We start from the raw sequence: 21,707 nt of genomic DNA, 5'->3' as shown, positions 1-21,707 counted from the left end.
TATTAAGTGCAAATATTTTTTCTTTTTGTTTATTGATAACTACTTCCGAAAGGTTGGTGATTTTATCTAAAATAATAACAATACTTTCTTCGGATGTTGAAACTGTTTTTTCTAAAAAGGCATAGTTTTCTTTGTAAAAAACGAGTTCATAATTGCCTGGTTTGTCAAACTCTATTGAAAACTCTCCTTTAGCGTTAGATAGGTATTTAGTCCCGGAAGATCTATTATATACTTCAACGGAAGCCAGTATTCTACCATCGTCAGCTGTAGTTATTCCTGAAATTTTATATTAGGAAAAACTATCTATTGTAAACAATAAAAACAGGATGTAACTAAAATCCTTTAATTTCATCGTTAAAAGGTAATATCCAAGTTTTGTGATGGAATGTTTCATTTTCGTTGGTTAAATTTATTGTTGGATTGATATATTTTTGACTTAATCTTCCATTGAGAGCGACGTAGCTTTCTACTCTAACTTCCGGGTTATAAATACCTTGTTTTTGGTAATAATCGTGTAAAAAATGTGCGTATTCCAAAATAAAATCCGGTTGAAAAGACATTTGTTTTTCCTGAAAAGTGGTTAAGAAATGACTGTTATCTACCATTATATTTTCTTTTGTTTTCGCATCGGTAACACTAAATTGTGTATAACCGGCTTTTTCCATAAGCATCACGCGCCACGAAAACCGAAATCCTTCCTCTGTCCAAAATAATTCGTCTGGATACAATACATATCGAAAAGGAAACAGTAGTTGGAAAGTTATAAAAGAGGTTAAAAAGGCGATTTTAATTTTATAAATCCCATTGAAATTCTGAATTTTTTCTTTTCCGTTCTCAAAGAAAGTTATACTGAAATTGAATAATTTTGAAACAGTTAGGAAACACTTTTTATGAAAATCCGCATCAAAAAAGAGCAATGAACTTACAATCATTATAAATGGAAAAACACCAATTGGGAAAAGAATTCTAGTCAAAATATGAAATACTACCACTAAAACAAAAGCGAATAATCGGGCTCTTTTATAAAGTAATAAAAAAGGAATACTTAAATCGTACATCATTCCTGTCCAACTGAAAGCATAATGCACCCAATTCTCGTTTAATAAAGAACCAATTATTGGTAAATTTGAATTATTTGGCAACCATATTTTGAGTGGCATGGCTTTAAAAAGCCAGTCGGAATTGAGTTTTGCTATACCTGCATAAAAATAGACAATTCCTAACAGCAATTTTAAAATATCAATAGTCCAACTCGGGATTTTCTAAAAGGCACTTTTTGGATTTCTATAGGCATCAACAGAAAAATAGGCGTTTGCCGGCAGAAAAATCATTATAAAACTCACAACCGTAATAAAATAATAATGGTTTAGGTAAGTGGTTTTATCCATAAATTCTATTTAGGTAAAGCTCAGGAAAAAGGTAATGATCGATAATTTATATTTGTATCCAATGGCGACAAATAAGGCAGCTAATCCTGAAATAAAAAACAATAAATAAGTATAAATTCCTAAAGGCTTTACCCACTCAAAACCATAATACGTAAAGTGAAATTGGGGTTGGATATAAAATTTATCAATCCAACCGTAACTCACAAATCGTATTAGACTTAAAACCATCATAACGCCAAACGCTAGCCTAAAAAAAGCTAGCGTTGATGCCTCTTGAAATTCTTCTTACACATTTATCGAAAAACCCATAAGGTATGGATGTAGAGTGGTTCCGTTCAACACAGCTTTCATTGTTCGTGCTACGCACGCAACGAAAGCTTAGCTGTTAGGTACTGGCGTTCTCATATTGTCAATTGTCTTTAAGCTCATTTTCTGTTTCTATTTTTGTTGCCAATTTTCGGAACAGTTCAAAATAAAAACCTACTACAAGAAAGTCCCGACCTGTTTCATCATTTATTTTATAGTCGAACTGATGTAAGTACCCCAATTGGATTGTTGAGCCTTTTGAAGGTTTATAGTTCAGTGTCATTTGTATTCTGTTCCGTTCAAAGTAAGGCTCGTTGTCGGTAAAAAACAATTCGTTACTAATGCTTGTCTGAAAAGGTTTGTACCCATTTCGTTCTTTCCCAAATGGATAAGATGCACCTAATCTATAACGAAAACGGTTACGGTAGCCATTGCTCGTCCATCGCAATTCTGCTCTGTATCGTTGTTCTATTTTAAATTTACCGACTGATTGAAAAAGTATTACCTGTGGCCAAAGTCTAAATTCGTCATTATTTTTTGGTAGAACAAAATTGCCTCCTTCTTTATATGTTTGGTAGCTACCTGCTCCTAATGTCAAATTTACATTTTTATGAACTTTGTAGTTTATACCGCCTTTATATTCGTAATAGTGAAAGTCGTTGTAAAATTTTAATGAACGCAATTGTGCTTCGCCAAATAAGCTTAGTTTGTCATTGTGATTGTATTTGATATTTAATATATTCCAAGAGCCTAAATCGAATTGCTGTGCATAAGTTATCGTAGGATAAATCATAAAACTCAATAGAAATAGTATCGTTCGTTTGTTATTTATTAACTTCATTTTTGATAGATTTTTCTACTACCAAAAATGAACTTTTTAATAGTAAGGCATTTGGGATTGTTAATACTCCTCTGTTTGGCGTTTTTATGAAGATAAAAAAGTAAGTAATATCTATTAGCTCACCTTCAGTTTCTTTCCCTTCAAAAGTTATTGCTATGGTATCACCAACTTTTATTGGGTGTTGGAAAAAAAGAATTAGGCAAGCTGTAATATTCGTAAGAATGGACATTTCAGCAAAAAGTGCTACACCAAAAACAGTAAGTAACGAACTTGCAAATATTAAAATGTTTTCTTGCTTAACACTCCATATAGCCACTATGATAATACAAAGTACGACCATTAATATTAGTCTGATTACTTTTAAAACATCATTTTGTTCAGCATTTTTGAAGTATGAGTTTTTAATTGTTAGTTTAACGAAATACATTAAAATTATTTTTACAGCAAAAAAGCTAATTACAGCTATGATTGTTTCAATTATTTGAATTTTATACGTTTCCATTCTTATTGTTTTGTTATTTGTTTTTCTCTATTTTGCCCAGTTAGGTTAATGCTCTCATAAAGCATTTTGGCATTATATAATAAGCGGTCAAGTTCTTGTTCAAAAAACTGTGAAGTGTAGTTGTTCCATTTGTCGGGTTGTTTCATAAGTTCTTTGAAACTATTACTCAATGTGTTTATGTATTCCTTTTTTTGTGAAGCATCATTAATAAATATAGGAGGGTATAAGTCATACATCAACATCCAGTTTTTGGCAATTCTTGTTACACGTCCATTACCATCTACAAAAGGGTGTATTCTTATTAACTCGTGATGAAAGTAAATAGCCCTTATTATAGGGTTTTGAATTGATTGAATTTTATAAAATAGCTCGGAAACCAAATGAGCAACTATTGTTGGCTCGGGACAAATATGTCCGCCTACTTGAACAAGAGTTTGCCTGTATCGGTTGGGGTGAATGGCATTTGTTTCAGGGGAAACTAAACGCAACAGCTGAAATAACTGAACTTCCTTTTCAAAATTGTTTTGTAAAATTATTTCTTCAACAACAAAATCCAGCGATACTTTTAAATTTAATAAATACTCTTTGGCTTCTTCTTCGTTTTGAGCTTCCATTTGGGCATTTTTGATGCCAACGAGTTCTTTAAGATTATGATAGCCTGCTAAATAAATGTCTAAAAGGTCATCGTCAAGGTGGTGCCTACTATAAATAATAAGACGGTAAATTGACTTTATGATTTTGTCAATTTCATCTATTTTATTTTGATTTATTTGAATAATTTCTACTGGTAGTAATTTCATTTTGCAAGCTCGTTATTAGGCATTGTATGGGTTTTTACTTGTATAAAATTTACAATAAAGGAAAATGCCATTGAAAAATAGATATATCCTTTGGGAATTTCAAAATGCAATCCTTCGCCTAACAAAGCGATACCTATCATAATTAAAAAAGATAGTGCCAAAATCTTGAATGAAGGATGCTTTTGTATAAACTCACTTATTGGTTTTGATGCAATAAGCATTATAACGACACTAACAATAACTGCCACATACATTATCCAAAGTTCTTTTACCATACCTACTGCTGTAATAATACTATCAATAGAAAAAACTAAATCCAATATAATGATTTCTAAAAGTAGCTTTCTAAAATTACCGTTTAATGTTTTTGCCTTTTCAGGATTGTTAGCTAATTCTGTTTTGTGGTATATTTCTTTTGTGCTTTTCCATATTAAAAACAAACCTCCTAATATTAATATTATTCCTTTTCCAGAGATGTCTATATTAATTATCGTAAAAAGTGTTTGGTCTAACTTTAATATCCAAGCTATACCAGCTAATAATATAAGCCTAAAAACCACAGCCAAGCCAAGCCCCATATATCGAAGTTTGTTTCTTTGTTCGGGTGGTAGTTTGTCTGTAAGGATGGAGATGAAGATGATATTGTCAATCCCCAAAATTAATTCTAAAGATATAAGGGTAATAAGTGGTATTATGAATTCGCTCATTGGATATTATTGTTTTTTTGTTAAGTCAATATTGAAATTTGCATTTAGTATAAATCCATTGTTCTGCTGAAAAACATTTCTACCATTTACTTCACGCCCAAGTTGAAGGATTTGATTTAAATAACCTGCCTCTAATCGTATATTTTGATTTAATCGGTAACCCATTAAAACACCTAACCTGTTTTGGTCAAAAATATTTTCATTTACGTTTTCACCAAAACCAATAAACACTTCCTCATAAATGGCTAAGTATGGTGTTTTATCTTTTATTTCTTTTCCTTTTAAAGGGACTTGTAAACGAAACATATACCTAAACCTGTTAAGCAAAGGATATTCATCTTCTTTGTTCAAATTGGCATTGGAGTACCTACCAACCCAACGCTGTTCAAGCATAAAACGGTGCGATAAATCCACAATACCTGCTTTGTCAGTTATTGTTGCCATTTGAAATAAGCGATGTTCAGTAAAATCTTTTCCCATTCCATTTATTGGGATTTCACCATAGGGAAAAGTTTCTATCCAAGCATAACCAACTCGTAATTGAATTTTTGGATTGAGTTGATAATTCACCCCAACTCGTAGCAAGCTTTGTTGCCATTCTGTTATTACATCGTTTCTGCGAAATTGATATTCCGTATGCAGTCCAAATTTGTTGTTGAGTTTAAATGTGCCAAAATAATTATACCACCCAATGGAATTACGGTTTGTTATTCTTGTATTTTGGGAAAATGAAGTATTACTTAAGGAAAGAAAAATGATTATAATTATGTATCTTTTTAGCATAAATTGGGAAAGTATTAAAAGGGTTGAGCTAAGCTCAGCCCTTTTAGTTAATTATTTAGTTTGTGGAGTAAAAGGAAGGGCTGATTTATGCACAATAATTCTAAGTTTTCCGTCTTTGCCTTTTTTGAAAACCCAAGTTTTGTCAACCATTACTTCTTTACCGTCTTTACCTGTTACCCATACATTACCCATAGTAATTGCTACAGAACCGTAAATTTGTATGCCTTCGTTTTTCTCTCCAGCATTGTCATATCTTGCTTTAACCCACGGTGTCAATGCAAAGCCTTTGTCGTTCGGATAGTCAGGGTCGCCACCTATAAAATAGGCTAATGCACCCTTTTTGTCGTTTCTAAAAGTTTGGTCGCCATAGGCTAATGTTGGTTTAAAAAATACTTTACCGTTGTCATAATTGTAAGCTGAAGACAGTACTTCATTTGCAAAGGCTTTGTAATCTCCACCCTCTTCTTTCAATTGTCCAATTTTTACCAAAGCATCGCACCAGGCTTGTTGTGCAGCATTTACTTCTTCGTAAGTAATAATCGTTTGTGCTCCTTCTTCAACATAAACCAACCCTAAGTCGTTAATTGTTTTCTGAACGCTTTCGTTTGTCTGAGCAATTACCTTGTTTGCTTCTTCTTTTACTTTGTCTGTTGCTTGGTTGCAGGATGTTGCTAAACCAGCTATTACGATTAAACCGTAAATCATTTTTTTGTTCATTGTCATTCTATTTATTTTTCTTTTGCCTACTTCTTAATGTGGTGTTCGGCTTGTCCACTTGCAAAGATAACTTTTATTGGTTGGGATGCTGTAGTTTTCGTGTGGTTACGCTTGCACCTAACGTCAGGCTGTGAAAAAACCTCTTCAAATCTAGAGAGTATTCGGAGGGCTACCAAAGAACAATCTCAAATATGGGATTCTCAAGAGGTTCTTTTTAGTTTTTTCATGGCCTGACGTTCCGGCGCTTGGCGAGGTTGCGAGCTTCGGAACTACTTATTTTCTTTCAAAGATAAAATTTCTTACGAAACTTAAACGTGAACGTACCACAAAATTCGCAATTGCGAGAAACGGCTGTGCTTGTTGCACACCACAACAAATATATCAAAAAAAACTTGCGAAAAAATAAATAAAATAGTATTTTTAACTATGCCACAGCCCAGTATTATGGAGAGGAAGGACAAGAAAGTATTGATCCTGTTGTGTTTTTCAAAATCTGTTTGGTAGGCTATTTAAACAATATCAATTCGGATAGAAAACTCATAGAATATTGCTCCAATTGTTTAGATGTTCGTTTGTTTATCCGGTATGACATTGATGAAGCCTTACCTTGGCACAGCACAATTAGTAGAACCCGTCAGTTGTATGGCGAAGAAGTATTTTTAACCTTATTCAAAGCCGTTTTAAGGATATGTGTTTCCAAAGGGATGATTCGAGGCAAACGTCAAGCCGTGGATAGCGTTTTTATCAAAGCCAATGCTTCTATGGATAGTTTAGTTGAGAAAGAAGTATTGGAAGATGCCAGTGCTTTTGTAAATGAATTGGAAGAGAATAGCGAGTTCAAAACAACCAGCACCAGAAAGAAACTAGTGGAACAACACCACGCTTGGAAACAAGAAGCCTATAAAGGAATGCCTAATGCCAATCAAAAAGGCGATAGAGTAGATGAATACGGGAATTTAATACGTCCAAAATATGTATCGAATCATACCCATTATTCACTCACAGATTCTGATGCCAGGGTAAGTGTAAAACCAGGAAAGGCAAGACAGTTAAACTATTTTGGACAAATCGCTGTTGACGATGCTCATCACTTAATAACAGGAGCTTGTTCTGATTTTGCAGACAAACGCGATAGTCAATGTTTAGAAAAAAAAGTTGAACTAACAGAGGGAAATTTACAAGAAAACGGCATTGAATTAGAAGAACTTTTAGCCGATGGAGGTTACAGTAGTGGAGAAGCTTTAAAGTATTTGAACCAAAAAAAACATCAATGCCTACATTCCAAACTTTGGGCAATACAAACCTGAGAGAGCAGGATTTATTTTCAACAAAGAATTGCATCAGTACGAATGTATAAAAGCAGGAGGAAACAAAGCTAATTTAGTATTTAAAGGCGAAAAAATCGATAGCAAAGGCTACACCAAACGTACCTATCGCAGTAGTGAGAGCGATTGCAAAAACTGTCCACTACGAGAACAATGCTGCGGAAAAAGCACCAAGTTTAAAAAGATAGACGACAGCATCCACAAAGAACACTACGACAGAATGCACTTAAAACTCACCCAAAATCCACACTATGCCAAGAAAATGGTACGCGTGAGAAGTAAAACAGTAGAACCTGTAATTGGAACATTGGTCAATTTTACCAATATGAAGCGAGTAAATACAAGAGGAATCAAGCAAGCTAACAAACACGTTTTGATGGCAGCATTAACCTATAATTTGAAGAAATATTTGAAGTTTATCACCAAAAAAACAAAAACAAAAGCTGGAGTTGTAAATGAAATACAAACAAAAGCACCCACTTCTGTAAAAACAGCTTTTTATGACTTGAAATACTTGTTTTTAAGTGGCTTATTTTTTAAAAACTACAACTTAAAACCAAAAACAAACCTCGCTTAAATGTGCTTAAACGAGGTTGTTTTTTATACTTATTTTGAAAGTTTAGTTTTTGAATGAGGTTGCGCAACAGCTACGGCTGTTGGCAGATGCCCTTTATTCTTTCTGTTTCCGTTCTGTTTTGCAATCCTTATATAATTAGGTTGCGGGTTTCAATCAATGTAAGTCGGATATATATAATTGCGATAGCAATAAATATAAATCAGGCTAGGTAGTTTTATATTTCTGTTTGTAACATACAATGTTTTTATATCTCCAAAATCTTTACAAATAATACCAAACTAATTTGTTAAAAAGCTTGACCTATGCCGATGTAGAAGAGTTTATCTTCTTTTGACATTCCGTAATCAAATGATAAAATTGTGGACTGATTCCAAGCAATTCTTGCACCTAAACCATACGAGTAACGAATGTTTTTAAAGTTTAGATTTTGCCATTCGTCTCTTACTGTTCCTGCATCAAAAAATGGTGCGACACCGAAAGCAAATCTTTGTTTTCCTAATTTTGTTTCTGCAATTCTATATCTTAATTCAATATTTGTGAACCACATAGAACGTGCTAAAAACCGATTTGCTCGATAACCTCGCAACGATTGCTTTCCACCAAGTGCATTGATGCTACCTTCTGGACTCCATTGGTCTTGAAATTCAAAAAATGGGGTATTCGAGCCAAAAATGTTACCAACTCCAAATCTTCCAGCGACAACAGTTCTTTTTCCAAAAGGTAACTTTTGATATCCTCTTGCTTGAATAAAAAGTTTATTGAAGTCAAATTGTGAGCCAATATATTTGCTAGAATATTCGTTTGCTATTTCAAAATAGTAACCTTTGGTTGGGTCGGGTTCAAAATCTCTTGTGTCATAAATTAATGCGGTTTGTAAAATTGAAATCCAACCACCATTTAAGCCAGATATTAAGCCTTGATTAAAATCTCTTCTTAAAAGTGATAGTCCATTTGGCGCTGTTGTTTCTTCTCCAGTTGTTGGATTAATAGCCTCGGCTGATTCTCCTTCAAAAGTTTTATAACTTAAATTTTGAATTTCATAACCGCCCATTACTCGCCATTTTCCGTTTCCTATTGCGTAATCTCCTTTTAGATTAAGCATATATTCTGTTTCTCTAAATCGGTTTGACAAGGCATCTGTTACAAAACTTGCTTCTCCAATTCCACCTGGTCTTAGCGTTTTTCTTGCTTTGTCAAATGCTTCATATGTTGAAAAAGTAATGTTTTCATTGGATGGCAATCGAAGATTGCCCAACGTTGATTCTGTTGAGCCAAAATATAAATTTGCTGGATTTTGTTGTGCTTTAAAATCAATTTTAAACCTCCAACGTGTTCCTTTATAATACGGCACATCTAACGATAGAATTAATTCTCTTGCGTTTGAAGTGTAATATGCTGCATTAGCTTTTAGTTTTGCCAAGTAAGGTGTGTAGGCGAAAAGTGGATTTGTTCGTTCGCCGTTCCAATAAACATTACTTCTAAGACCAAAACCAAAACCTGTTACAGGATCTGATGAAAAGTCAGGCAAACCCGTTATGAAAGTTCCTTCTCGTTTTTTTGCAAGGTCATCATCTGACATTCGTTTTGATTTTACAAATGAAAGTGTATCGTTTACTTGTGCGTTAATTGAGTACGTTGAAATAGTTAAAACAATGCAAAAGAGAATCTTTTTAATTAATTTAAGTTGCGACATAATTTTGGGTTCTTTTAATTATTTCGCAAATATCGTAAGTAATTGTGTTTTCCTAAAAATGAAATAAGTGCAAGATGATTGATTTGTACCAATTATTTTTTTTTACTAAAGATTTTTCTTGAATTGTGTTGGTGTTAAGCCTTTGAATTTCTTGAATGTAGCATTAAAAGAAGATTTGGAATTAAAACCTACATCTGTAGCGATTCCTAAAAGTGTAAGATTATTATTTTGGTCGTTTTTTAGGCGGTTTACAAATTCTTCCACTCTATATTCATTTATGAAATCTTGAAAATTGTTATTCATATGTTCGTTTAAAACTTCAGAAATGTATTGACGCGGAATATTTAATTTATCTGAAACATCTTGTATGGATAATTTTCCATCAAGGTATATTTTATCAATTTGCATTGCATTGATTAAAGCAGTTTTATATTTATTAATTGTTTCATCGTTTAGATTTGAGTTTTTGTATTTACCGATTTCTACTTTAGGTAAAATTTCTTTATTACCATTAAACAACTTAAAAGCTATAAAATAGAATAAAAACGCAACAACTAATAAAAGATATGAATTGAAGTTTTGGTCGGATAAAAACGGTAATTCTGATAATCCAACGATTTTAAGAATATCATTAATGAGTGAAAAAACGAACAAAATAATGATTGGAATAATGAAATATATAATCCAATTTTTTCTTTTACTTGAAATTATGGAAAATAAAATTAGTGATAAGTAGATGATAAAAGTTAATTCGCAAAATACTTCTAAAACTTCGATAACTATATTAGTTTGAATTAATTTTATTTCAATTACTTCAAGAATTAGATAAATGATATTTGGTATAAAAAAATAGTAATCTGATTTTATGAACTTTTCTTTTTTGCTTTTGAAATACCTAACAAACAAAAATAAAAATGTTATAAAAAGTGTGTTATCGAAAAGAAACCAATCGGTGTTATTAACAAATAAATTATTCTTGTCATCTCCAATAATATATAGAACGATAGAAAATAGACTGCCGAATAATAACCAAAAAGTTGTGTTCTTATAACTCTTACGATTGTTATATAAAATAAAAAGGACGAAAAGTCCTTGAAGTAATGCAATAATTTGAATTGTTTTAAGCATCATTAAAATTTACTGTTCGCAAGATACAAAATTTGAAAAGTATTTAATAGTGCGAAATATCTTTACATTATTTTAGATAATGTTATCTTTTTATGGAGGTTTCTATGCAATTCGTGTAGCTCGAGGGTTTCTGCCAACGTCAGTCTGTGAAAAAACCTCCGTTTTTTTTTGCATCAAATATAGTATTTTATATTGGATATAAGAGAGAAAAATTGTACATTTAAATATGCAACATATATCTGGATTATCGCGTCAACAATTACAAATTAGCAGTTTAGAAGATAAAATCGCTTTGGATAACCCCGTGCGTTTTATTGAAGCCTTTGTATAGTACATTTCACTTGAAGCTCTTGGTTTTACGGTGCAAACTATAAAATCCGAAGGGCGCCCTAGTTTTGACACTAAGTTGTTTCTTAAAATCTATTTATACGGTTACTTAAATGGCCTGCGAAGTTCTCGCAAATTAGAAAAAGAGTGTGTTCGCAATATCGAATTACAATGGCTCTTAGAAGATATTCGCCCCAATTACCACAGCATATCCGATTTTAGAAAGCAGAATCCAGCAGGGCTTAGAAAACTATTTAAACTCTTTGTTTCTTTTTTGAAAGATGCCGATCTGATTGCCGGAGAAACCAGCGCCATTGACGGTACAAAAAGCAGAGCGCACAACAGCAAGAAAGCGAATTTTAGTCAAAAGAAAATTGACAAACATTTGGCCTTTATTGAAGTTTTTAGATCCATTATACTACAGTTCCAGATGGGCATTAAGAAAGAAAAAAAAGCAACGATTATGTTTGAATAGTATAATTTACAATTTAAATGTCATTAAGAAATTTTCATAACACGTTAATTATGCGTAAATTAGCAATAGGTATTACCATATTTATTAACTAAATTTTTACTATTATGAAAACTCCAGTCCTTTTTTGTTTGCTGTTTGCTTGTATTGGATTCCAAAGTTGTAAAAAAAATCAAAACGAAAAAACCGTTAAGGCTACCCAAGTCCAAGCTGAAAAAGTGATAAGCGTACAATGTTATAAAGCGCTGTATGAACAGGATACTATTGAATTAAAAATGAATACTTTAAAAAACGGAAAAATAACCGGGAATATGGTGATGAAATTTTTTAATAGACCGAAAAAGGTTGGAAAAATCGCCGGAGAATTCCGTGGAGATACATTATTTGCCAGCTATACATTTATTCGGGACGTTAATAACAAAATAACATATAAAAATCCAATGGCATTTCTAAAGCGAGGGAACGAATTTATTTTAGGCAAAGGTGATATACAAACCACTTTAGGTGCCTCTTATTTAGTTAAAGGCACTATCGATTTTGAACGTGTGAAATTTAGATTTACAACTGTTGACTGTATCGATAAATGATAAGCAAAAAGCGGAGAGTTATTCTCCCCTTTTTGGATATAGCCTAGGTTTATCAGCTAATTTACGGGGATTTCAGGTTTTGAACTATTTGAACAAAGTTACACGAAATGATACAAACAGACATCTTTTCCTTATTAAGTTGGATTCCCACGTTTTTTTTGAGTCTCAAAAGTATTTGAAAGAAAACATTAAACCAGTGCTATTATTTCGTAACATTCCATAGCTCAAATATAGAACCTATAAAGAGTTGCTTTTTTAACATTAAATCAAAGCCTTAGCAATTATGGTAAGAGTTTTAACTATTGGGGTTGTTTCTCCTACTTCAAATCTCAAATTATTTGTCCTATTTTATTCTCTGCCTAATGCTTTAAAACTATTTCTGTTATATTTTACGGTTTTCCGTAAATACATTTAAATTATAGTATAATTATTTTAAATGCTCAATCTTCACCACCTCAGAACTCAAAGCTTTAGTGCCACTTTCATTCATAGTTTGCTTTACGGTTACTTTAATTCTATCATATTGAGGAGTAGGGAACTTCATCAGGTCTGAAATATTTTTATACCCAAAAGCTCTGGCTAATAAAGTTAAATGGCGAGTTGAATACTTATGTGATTCATTAATATTCTCCACATTGCCTACAAAACTGCGAGCTAATCCCATACTTATACTTAACTGTTCTTGTGAGATTTTTTTCTCTAGCCTAAGCGTTTTTATATGATTTATCAGGTCAAAATCAAATTGCGATATGGTATATTCTGTAATTTTCATCATTAATTTCGTGAAATTTTACACCTATATATTGGTGTATTAAATAATTTTAGTATATTTGTTCTAGCGAATTGACAATTAGCCTCTTTTGGCATAATTTAAACGATGTTTTCTCGTTCCGTAAAGTCCTATTTAGCAGACGAGAGTATCGTGAAATCGCTCCATGTCAAAAAGTTTCTTACTTTTGTATACGGCATGCGAGCGGTTCTCACATATGCTTTCAATTGCATACAATAATTATTAATTATTGTAAGGGTCGTAGGACACCCACGGATTGAAAGTGTGAGACCGCTCCTTGCTTTTTCTGCAAAGATGCTTCATACCACGAAATACATCGTTCCATAACCATAAACCTATAAATTATGAGAACGATTTTTTTATGTACAACCGTTACCAAACCACCTTAACTACCTGCTAAAAGCAAGCTGCCTTTTGTTATCCCAAAACTGAAATAAACATTGTGTTAGGATAGAAAAACACCGAGAAGTACTCTTATCAGAGACACTTCCCCCATCAGAATTTTAGTGCTGATGTGTTTAACTCTACCTTGATATATAAAAAAGGGAATTATATAAAATAACAATCCCCTCTATATCAAACCTCAACCCAAACCTAAAATTCTTTTGGTACTTAGATTTAAGCTTTCCCTCTTTAAACTCGCACTTTAAAAGTATTGCCTTTATTTCTATTTTCCAAATGGTACATTAAAATTTTAAAGTTTGTTTCAGAAAGGAGAGCAAAAGGAGCTTTTTAAACCCTAAACCCATTATTCATATTATTCATAAATCCCAGTTAGGAAAATACTCTTTTTGTAACTGGTCGGGAAAACCTATGCCAACTTTAAACCAATGACCAATAACCGATAACGATGGACGAACAACGATAAACGATTACTACTAAAACACCTGCACTGAAAGGTCCTTTGAATAAAAACACCTAGTTAATTTAATTTGAATTTGTTAATAAAAGTGCAGGTAATTTAGCCACAACAGCAACTCATAACCCCTAACTAAAAAAAACACACACATGAAATACTACAGACAAATACAAATAGGAATAATTATACTTTTTATAGCAACGATGTGCATGTGGATTTATGGTTGAGATATAGGTTATTTAGCAGCAACATCAACTCATAACTAAAAAACGCCTATGATATAGTAAAAAACACTATCCCTAAAGACTTTAAGACATTCTACTGGATGACTTTAAGACAAAACAAAAAAAGTCCCCTAACTCGCCGGCAAGCTAAACTAGAGGACCATAGCAAAACAAAACTCACATTTCATTTAACTAAACCAATATCATGAAATGAGCATAACGCTGATGCGATGCAAGCACCAATAGCTATTTGCGAATTACATATGACCGATAAAAAACATTAAATATAAACATATGAAAAATATTTCATTAAACAAAGGCTTGGGAGTACTTTGGTATCCGCTTATTCTCGGGTTATACCTCTGCTGCAACCCTGCTCAAGCAAACAACAGACTGAGGCAAAATCAGTTGCAAAGGCAACAAAACCAAATAAGCGGCACCATCACTGATGGCACAAGCCCTTTACCTGGTGTGATAATTTCCATAAAAGGAAAAAGAAACAATACCGTTAACTCCGACTTCAACGGGCAATACATCCTTTCGGCTATCGCTACAGATACTTTGATGGTCTCTTTCATAGGATTCAAAACAGCAATAGTTCCCATAAACGGTCGTAAAACTGTCAACATACAATTACAGGAAGACATAACTTCTTTACAAGAAGTCCGCGTCAATGCAGGCTACTATTCCGTCAAAGAAAAGGAGCGCACGGGAAGTATTGCCAAAATCACTTCCAAAGACATAGAAAAGCAACCCGTTAATAATCCCCTTGCTGCCATGCAGGGGCGTATGTCCGGAGTCAATATTATTCAATCCACGGGTATTCCTGGTGGTGGTTTCAATATACAAATTCGCGGTATCAATAGTATTCGCAGGGATGGCAATGAACCGCTTTATATTGTAAATGGTTTGCCCTATTCTTCACAATCATTGGGAGATACAACCACTGCATCCACTGCGATTTTAGGAGTAACAAACCCTCTAAATACTATTAATCCTTCCGATATTGAAAGTATTGAAGTGCTAAAAGATGCAGATGCGACAGCCATTTACGGTTCGCGTGGGGCAAATGGCGTAGTATTAATTAGTACAAAAAAGGGGAAGGCTGGCGAAACAAAATTTAATATAAATGCTTTTACTACGGTTGGAAAAGTAACACGCACTTTAGATCTGATGAATACCCCGCAATACCTCGCAATGCGTGCAGAAGCATTCTCCAATGATGGAATAACCCAATATCCTGATGATGCATATGACATCAACGGAACATGGGATCAAAACCGCTATACCGATTGGAAAAAGGAAATGATTGGAGGAACGGCATACATAAACAATGTTCAGGCATCAGTTTCCGGAGGAAATCCAAATACGCAGTATTTGCTTAGCGCAACCTATCGTAAAGAAACTACCGTGTTTCCAGGGGAGTCGAATTATAGTAAAGGGGTGGTTCATAGCAGCATAAGCCATAAGTCTGCCGACAAGCGTTTTAATCTGAATTTCTCAGCAGACTATTCCAGTGATAAAAACACGCTGCCGGGTAGGGATTTGACTGCCCGTGCTTATGCTTTGGCACCAAATGCACCTGCGCTATATGACGCTGCCGGCAACTTAAATTGGGAAGAAGGAACCTTTGATAATCCTCTTGCCTATTTACAGGCAACATATCTGAACAGCATGCAAAACCTCATCGCCAATACACTGTTGTCTTACCAGATACTTCCGAGACTTGAACTAAAAACGAGCCTGGGATATAACAACACAAGCTTATCGCAAAGTTACACAAGACCCACAAGCATATTCAATCCTTTTGACACCTCAACCCATGAGGCTTCTTTATATCTGAGCTCCGGAAACGGGAAATCGTGGATTATTGAGCCGCAACTGAGTTATGAAAAAAGTTGGGGCAAAATCGCGATGAATTTCCTTATCGGAACTACATTCCAAAATCAAAAAACGACACAATTGGCACAATCAGGCTCAGGTTTTACTAGTGATGCGCTTATAAATAACCTTGATGCGGCAACAAGGGTTTCGGTACTCAATCATAAGGTTGTTGAATACAATTACACAGCGGCTTTCGCCCGTTTAAATCTGAATTTTAAAGAAAAATACTTTATCAATCTGACGGGTCGACGCGATGGTTCAAGTCGTTTCGGTCCGGAAAACCGTTTTGCAAGTTTCGGTGCGATCGGTGCTGCATGGTTAGTGTCAAATGAATCATTTCTAAAAAATAATGAGGTGTTGAGTTTTGCAAAATTTCGGGGCAGCTATGGAATCACAGGAAACGACCAGATTGGAGATTACCAGTATCTGGATACATACGAAGTGTCGCGATATCTTTATGATGGCGTGGTTGGCTTAACTCCAGCACGTTTATTCAATCCCAATTTTGGATGGGAAACAAATAAAAAAATGGAAGTGGCGATAGAACTGGGTTTCTTAAAAGACAACATATTTCTAACGGCAGCATATTTCAAAAACCAGTCGTCAAGTCAATTGGTCGGAGTTCCACTTCCCGGTACAACCGGCTTTGCTTCAATTCAGTCCAACCTTGATGCGACCGTTCAAAATACAGGCTTTGAATTGGAATTGCGAACCGTCAACTTTCGCAAAAAGGATTTTTCCTGGACAACAACTCTAAACTTGACAGTTCCAAAAAATAAACTGATGGCATTTCCAAACCTTGAAAGCTCTACTTATGCAAATAGCTTGGTCGTGGGAGAATCATTGTTTATAAATAAGGTTTTCAACTATACAGGAATTGACCCTGATTCTGGTGCGTATACCTTTCAGGACTACAATGGTGACGGACAAATAACGTTCGATAGTGACCGTCAAAAAGTTGTCGATACAGCTCCCAAATATTATGGCGGTTTCGGTAATCAGCTGTCCTATAAAAATTGGGGGTTTGATTTTCTTTTTCAGTATGTCAAACAACAAGGCAAAAATTATTTGTATTCTTCTTCATTGGCAGGAACTTTTACAAATCAGCCTGCTGAAATTGGAAATCATTTCCCACTGAACGGTACCGGAGCGATAGCACAGCAATATACAACAGGGGATAATTCTGCTGTGGTAGACGCATTTTACAATTTTATCGAAAGCGATGCGGCATTTAGCGACGCCTCTTTTATCAGGCTCAAAAGTGTAAATCTTTCCTATACAATTCCGTCCGCATGGTCAAAAAATTTTACAGGAAGGGTATACCTGCAAGCTCAAAACCTGTTCACTTTTACACACTATCGCGGTGCTGACCCGGAAAACCAATCTACAACAACCTTACCTCCTTTACGACAGTTTACTTTAGGCTTTCAGTTAGGATTCTAATCTTAAAAAAATAGTACAAATGAAATATATAAATCGAATAATTGTAGCCATCATCGTATGTTGGCTTTACAGCTGCGAAAATTTTACCGAAGTTGATACACCGCAATCCCAGCTTACTTCTCCGGCAGTATTTAAAAATGTGACTACAGCAAATGCAGCAATGGCTAATATTTACGCACGCTTGCGGGAAGACGGGATGGTTACTGGCACACCAGGCGGCCTATCAAGTTTAATGGCGAACTATTCGGATGAAATGCAATTTTATGGTTCAAGTATCGACATGGAGCAGTTTAACAATCATACAATTGTTCCTTCAAACAGCTTGATAGCATCTTTATGGAATGGAACGTACGGAGAAATTTACGCAGCAAATGCAATCCTTGAAGGATTAGCAAATTCAACTGCCATTTCTGACGAAGACAAAGCACGACTAACTGGTGAAGCTTTATTCCTGCGTGGGTATCTGCACTTTTACTTGGTAAATGTATTTGGTGATGTTCCCTATGTGACTTCAACGGATTATAATAACAATACCACGATCTTCAAAACATCACAAGCGCAGGTCTGGCAAAATATTATTTCCGATCTGACACAAGCCGAAAGTGTACTGCCTGAAAATTATCCTGTCATAGAAAGGGTCCGCGCAAATAAGGCTGTAGCAACGGCAATGTTATCGTGAGTTTACCTCTATACAGAAGACTGGGTAAAGGCAGAAGAAAAAGCATCAGAAGTGATTGCAAATAATCTATATTCTTGGGAAGGTAACCCGGCAAAAGAATTTCTTCGGGAATCGCCAGCAATTATATGGGCGTTGCATCCGGGAGTTGCGGGAGTAAATACAAAAGAGGCAAGGACATTTGTTTTTTCAAGTGGACCACCAATAAGACCTTCGCTGGCTGACAGTCTTGTAAGCGCCTTCGAAAGTAATGATCTTCGAAGAAATCTTTGGATTAAAACGGTCACAAACAGCTCAGGTACGTGGTATTGCGCATTCAAATACAAAAAAACTTCAAATACTGGTACTTCTCAGGAATACTCGATTTTATTCCGTCTTGCGGAGCAATACTTGATTCGTGCAGAAGCTTATGCTCACTTGGGTAACATCCCGGGAGCACAAGATGATTTAAATAAAATTCGAACTCGTGCGGGACTCCCAAATACAACGGCAGATGCTCAGGAAAGTTTACTGACAGCGATTGCACAAGAGCGACGCATGGAATTATTTACAGAACAAGGACACAGATGGTTCGATTTAAAAAGAACAGGAAAAGCCACCGAGGTTTTGAGCCCGATAAAACCCGGTTGGCAAAATACACAGGTTTTACTGCCGCTTCCTCAGACTGAATTACTACTTAACAATAATCTCCATCCCCAAAATCCAGGATATTAAAATGATAAAGATTAATAACACATTTCCTCTAACCGTGCTGCTGATTTTGGCAGTGGCAATCTGTTACGGGCAATCCGTAAATCGCAAAATCACCACAGCAGATTATGCAAAATGGAGTACACTGCAGGACGAAGCAATTTCTCCTGACGGCTTATGGATATCCTATAGTTTGCAATACGATTATGGTGCTGACACCCTTTTTGTCCAAAATTGCAAATCAGATAGAAAACTAATTTTCCCATCAGGGAACAATGCCATTTTTAGTAGTGATGGAAGATTTGTCACCGTTTCAGATCCCGAAAAAGGCTTAATCCTACAGGAATTTAAATCTGGAAAAGTGCAGTCATTTAGGAATGTTAGTAAGCATGAATTTTTTGCTGAAGCAAAGTATCTAGCAATGTTGAAGAAAAATGTGAGTTCAAACGAATTGCAGATTTTAGATTGCAATACGAATAAATCCTATATTTTTCCAGACGTTCAGGAGTTCACGATTAGTCGTGAGGGTAAAATCGCTGTGAGTACCTTTCACGAAGTACGAATTATAGATCCTGCAGAAAATTTTAGCGAAAAAACCATTGCGCAGGATAGCGCTGAAAGTTTTAAAAATTTATGCTGGAGTGAAAATGGTAGTGCAGTCGCATTTTTACAGCAATTGCCAAAGGATACTTTAGCTCCGGATAACCACAGGATTATCTATTACAATCTCACAGATTCAAAAAGTTACATGCTTGACGGAAGCACTAACGAAGCATTAATGGCACAGCGCATCATAGTGAGATTGAGTAAACCAGCACTTACATTTTCTCCTGATGGAAAACGCATTTTTTTTGCGATTACTACGCCGCATAAACCCTTTACTACGGAGCAGGTTGAAATATGGGATACCGCAACCCCGTTAGAATACACGCAAAATAAATACCGGGGCAACACGAATTACGAGCCCAAGCTAGCCGTTTGGTCTGTAGAAAGTGGAAGAGTAATGCAAATTGGTACGGTTGAAAATCCTAAAGCCATGCTGACCACAGATAAAAATTATGCAGTCTGCTTTAATGCCCTTCGATATGAACCCCAATATGAATACGATGCTCCGGCAGATTTATACCTGAAAAATACCCACACAGGAAAGGAAACACTGATTTTACAAAAACAGGCGACGTCCATCGGTATGATGGGGACTTCACCTGACGGCAAGTTTATAAATTATTTCAGAGATAATAATTGGTGGATTTATGACATTGAGAAAACAAAGCGTAGGAGTATAACTGCCCAAATAGGAATAGCATTTAAAAACAAAGAGAATGATAATTCCGGTTCGCCAACACCTTACGGCAGTCCGGGTTGGTCTGCCGACGGTAAGTATTTCATAGCTTATGATCAATATGACATTTGGCTTTTATCACCTGACGGAAGTAAAACTCAAAAGATTACGCACGGCAGCAAAAATAAGGTGCGTTACAGGATTTGCACAGATCTTTATCAGGAAAACAAGACACACAATCTTGATAATTTATTCGCACCAAAATTTGACCTTACCAAAGGCTTGATTTTGGAAGTCCTGGGAGACAACATGGCAAGTGGTTACTATAAATGGTATCCCAATGGGTCACTTAAAAAGATGCTGTTTAAGGAAAGTGGAATAAATCGGATACAAAAAGCTAAAGATGCTGAAATGTATATTTGTATAGAGCAAACTTCAGCATTACCGCCAAGTATTATACTTTTAAATAATACGGGCACATTCTCAAAAGTTATTATGCAATCCAATCCGCAAAGCAAAAAATTTGATTGGGGTCAGGCTGAATTAATTTACTATAAGAATAAATTTGGAGATAACCTGAAAGGTATTTTATATAAGCCTGCAAATTACAAGCCCGCTAAAAAATATCCCATGGTCGTTTTAATTTACGAAATATTTTCGCACGGATTACACAATTACTACAACCCTACTGAATATGATTCCATGGGCTTCATACCATCAAACTATTTTCTCGACGATTATATAGTACTTATGCCTGACATTAGATATAAAATTGACGATCCCGGAATGTCGGCACTTGATTGCGTAGAATCGTCGGTTAACGCTGTAAAGGCAACTGGCATTGTGGAAGAAAATCACATTGGAATCATCGGACACTCTTTTGGAGGGTATGAAGTATCTTTTATTATAACGCAAACTAAAACTTTTGCTGCGGCGATCTCCGGTTCAGCGATCTCAGATTTAATTGGAAGCTATTTTACTTATGCCTCAAATATTCTCCGCTCGAATACATGGAGATTTGAAGGAGAGCAGTATCGCATGACATCATCGCCGTTTAATGATTGGAATAGTTATCAGCGAAACTCACCCTTGCCAAATGCAAAATATATTAGTACTCCTTTGCTAAGTTGGGCAGGAAAAAAGGACCCGACCATTCCTTGGACACAAAGCGCCTCATTCCATATGGCGTTACGAAGGTTAGACAAAAAAAGTATATTCCTGGTTTACAATGGAGAAACACATACCATACTCACTCCCGAGTTGCAGAAAGATCTGACAATTAAAACAAAAAATTGGTTTGATTACTATTTGAAACAGAAGACTGGTACAGATATCAATGATATCCCTTAAATTACAGTATAAAAGAACAATGGCGGAATCTTCGTAAGATTCCGCCATTGCATTTTAAATCTACAGCATACTGTTATTGCAGTCTGTAAAGATGTACAGAACAATCCGTTTGTTCTTCGTTCATGTCAAACAGTTCAACAGAACCACTTTTACAAAACGGCTTAGTGGTATCATTACCACATTTCACCGTACTTACAGCACAATTACTACTTGGAATTAGACCCCAAATGTCAACTACTTCCGCTTTTTCAGGCGCGGGTGTAAATGCAAATGCTCCAAAAACGGCTAGAGCGATAGCCGATAGAGAAAAAATTGGTTTAAAAAATGTCGTTTTCATAATGTTATAATTAAATTTA

The 21,707-nt window shown here is 35.0% G+C and carries 16 protein-coding genes and 2 pseudogenes; 7 read left to right on the top strand and 11 right to left on the bottom strand.

Features of this window, described 5'->3' with window-relative positions:
• Window positions 1–332: 332 nt before the first annotated feature.
• From E0F89_RS06410 to E0F89_RS06380, 7 genes and pseudogenes are all read right to left on the bottom strand, one after another.
• Window positions 333–1,619, bottom strand: a pseudogene (locus tag E0F89_RS06410) (HTTM domain-containing protein).
• 178 nt (window positions 1,620–1,797) lie between these two features.
• Window positions 1,798–2,535, bottom strand: coding sequence for a DUF2490 domain-containing protein (locus E0F89_RS06405; RefSeq protein ID WP_099715219.1), 738 nt, complete (start codon window positions 2,533–2,535; stop codon window positions 1,798–1,800).
• A complete protein-coding gene (locus E0F89_RS06400) occupies window positions 2,519–3,037 on the bottom strand; it encodes a mechanosensitive ion channel domain-containing protein (protein WP_099715220.1) in 519 nt (172 codons plus the stop codon). Before E0F89_RS06400 ends, E0F89_RS06405 begins: the two co-directional genes overlap by 17 nt.
• A gap of 2 nt (window positions 3,038–3,039) precedes the next feature.
• The gene (locus E0F89_RS06395) at window positions 3,040–3,837 is read right to left on the bottom strand and encodes a Fic family protein (protein WP_099715221.1); all 798 of its coding nucleotides are present in this window, start codon (window positions 3,835–3,837) and stop codon (window positions 3,040–3,042) included.
• Window positions 3,834–4,544: a TerC family protein gene (locus E0F89_RS06390; RefSeq protein ID WP_099715222.1), complete on the bottom strand. Its 711-nt coding sequence runs from the start codon at window positions 4,542–4,544 to the stop codon at window positions 3,834–3,836. Before E0F89_RS06390 ends, E0F89_RS06395 begins: the two co-directional genes overlap by 4 nt.
• 6 nt (window positions 4,545–4,550) lie before the next feature.
• On the bottom strand, window positions 4,551–5,327 hold the full coding sequence (locus E0F89_RS06385; RefSeq protein ID WP_099715223.1) for a DUF2490 domain-containing protein: 777 nt from the start codon (window positions 5,325–5,327) through the stop codon (window positions 4,551–4,553).
• Between the two features lie 51 nt (window positions 5,328–5,378).
• Window positions 5,379–6,050, bottom strand: a complete 672-nt coding sequence (locus tag E0F89_RS06380; RefSeq protein ID WP_243699488.1) for a hypothetical protein — start codon at window positions 6,048–6,050, stop codon at window positions 5,379–5,381.
• Window positions 6,051–6,472: 422 nt separating this feature from the next.
• Here E0F89_RS06380 and E0F89_RS17590 point away from each other — a divergent pair.
• Window positions 6,473–7,946, top strand: a pseudogene (locus E0F89_RS17590) (IS1182 family transposase); the annotation flags it as partial.
• Window positions 7,947–8,232: 286 nt separating this feature from the next.
• Here E0F89_RS17590 and omp85 read toward each other — a convergent pair.
• Together omp85 and E0F89_RS17320 are read right to left on the bottom strand one after the other, a co-directional pair.
• Window positions 8,233–9,639 (bottom strand): Omp85 family outer membrane protein, encoded by a 1,407-nt coding sequence (omp85, locus tag E0F89_RS06365; RefSeq protein ID WP_099715225.1) that lies wholly within the window; start codon window positions 9,637–9,639, stop codon window positions 8,233–8,235.
• A 105-nt stretch (window positions 9,640–9,744) separates the two neighbouring features.
• Window positions 9,745–10,293, bottom strand: a complete 549-nt coding sequence (locus tag E0F89_RS17320) for a helix-turn-helix domain-containing protein (RefSeq protein WP_233206892.1) — start codon at window positions 10,291–10,293, stop codon at window positions 9,745–9,747.
• An 835-nt stretch (window positions 10,294–11,128) separates the two neighbouring features.
• On the opposite strand from E0F89_RS17320, the gene E0F89_RS06355 reads away from it, so the two are divergent.
• Window positions 11,129–11,569 carry a transposase gene (locus E0F89_RS06355; RefSeq protein ID WP_243698868.1) on the top strand — a complete coding sequence of 147 codons (441 nt, stop codon included), beginning with the start codon at window positions 11,129–11,131 and terminating at the stop codon, window positions 11,567–11,569.
• 104 nt (window positions 11,570–11,673) lie between these two features.
• Window positions 11,674–12,153 carry a hypothetical protein gene (locus tag E0F89_RS06350; RefSeq protein WP_131909008.1) on the top strand — a complete coding sequence of 160 codons (480 nt, stop codon included), beginning with the start codon at window positions 11,674–11,676 and terminating at the stop codon, window positions 12,151–12,153.
• A gap of 427 nt (window positions 12,154–12,580) precedes the next feature.
• Here E0F89_RS06350 and E0F89_RS06345 read toward each other — a convergent pair whose 3' ends face one another.
• On the bottom strand, window positions 12,581–12,928 hold the full coding sequence (locus E0F89_RS06345) for a helix-turn-helix domain-containing protein (RefSeq protein WP_131909007.1): 348 nt from the start codon (window positions 12,926–12,928) through the stop codon (window positions 12,581–12,583).
• A 1,392-nt stretch (window positions 12,929–14,320) separates the two neighbouring features.
• On the opposite strand from E0F89_RS06345, the gene E0F89_RS06340 reads away from it, so the two are divergent.
• Genes E0F89_RS06340 through E0F89_RS06330 form a run of 4 tightly spaced genes read left to right on the top strand, consistent with a single transcriptional unit; the run spans window position 14,321 to window position 21,351 of the window.
• Window positions 14,321–17,353: a SusC/RagA family TonB-linked outer membrane protein gene (locus tag E0F89_RS06340; protein WP_131909006.1), complete on the top strand. Its 3,033-nt coding sequence runs from the start codon at window positions 14,321–14,323 to the stop codon at window positions 17,351–17,353.
• 19 nt (window positions 17,354–17,372) lie between these two features.
• Window positions 17,373–18,032 carry a RagB/SusD family nutrient uptake outer membrane protein gene (locus E0F89_RS17315; RefSeq protein WP_243699486.1) on the top strand — a complete coding sequence of 220 codons (660 nt, stop codon included), beginning with the start codon at window positions 17,373–17,375 and terminating at the stop codon, window positions 18,030–18,032.
• A gap of 51 nt (window positions 18,033–18,083) precedes the next feature.
• A complete protein-coding gene (locus E0F89_RS17310; protein ID WP_243699485.1) occupies window positions 18,084–18,743 on the top strand; it encodes a RagB/SusD family nutrient uptake outer membrane protein in 660 nt (219 codons plus the stop codon).
• Between the two features lies 1 nt (window position 18,744).
• The gene (locus E0F89_RS06330; RefSeq protein WP_131909005.1) at window positions 18,745–21,351 is read left to right on the top strand and encodes a S9 family peptidase; all 2,607 of its coding nucleotides are present in this window, start codon (window positions 18,745–18,747) and stop codon (window positions 21,349–21,351) included.
• A 73-nt stretch (window positions 21,352–21,424) separates the two neighbouring features.
• On the opposite strand, the gene E0F89_RS06325 is transcribed toward E0F89_RS06330, so the two are convergent.
• A complete protein-coding gene (locus E0F89_RS06325; RefSeq protein ID WP_072944067.1) occupies window positions 21,425–21,688 on the bottom strand; it encodes a DUF6520 family protein in 264 nt (87 codons plus the stop codon).
• Window positions 21,689–21,707: the final 19 nt, after the last annotated feature.

Origin of the sequence: Flavobacterium caseinilyticum (assembly GCF_004349085.1) — a bacterium.
GTDB classification, from domain to species: domain Bacteria; phylum Bacteroidota; class Bacteroidia; order Flavobacteriales; family Flavobacteriaceae; genus Flavobacterium; species Flavobacterium caseinilyticum.
Note: the sequence above shows the minus strand (reverse complement) of the source record. Positions and strands in the feature narration are given on the sequence as shown.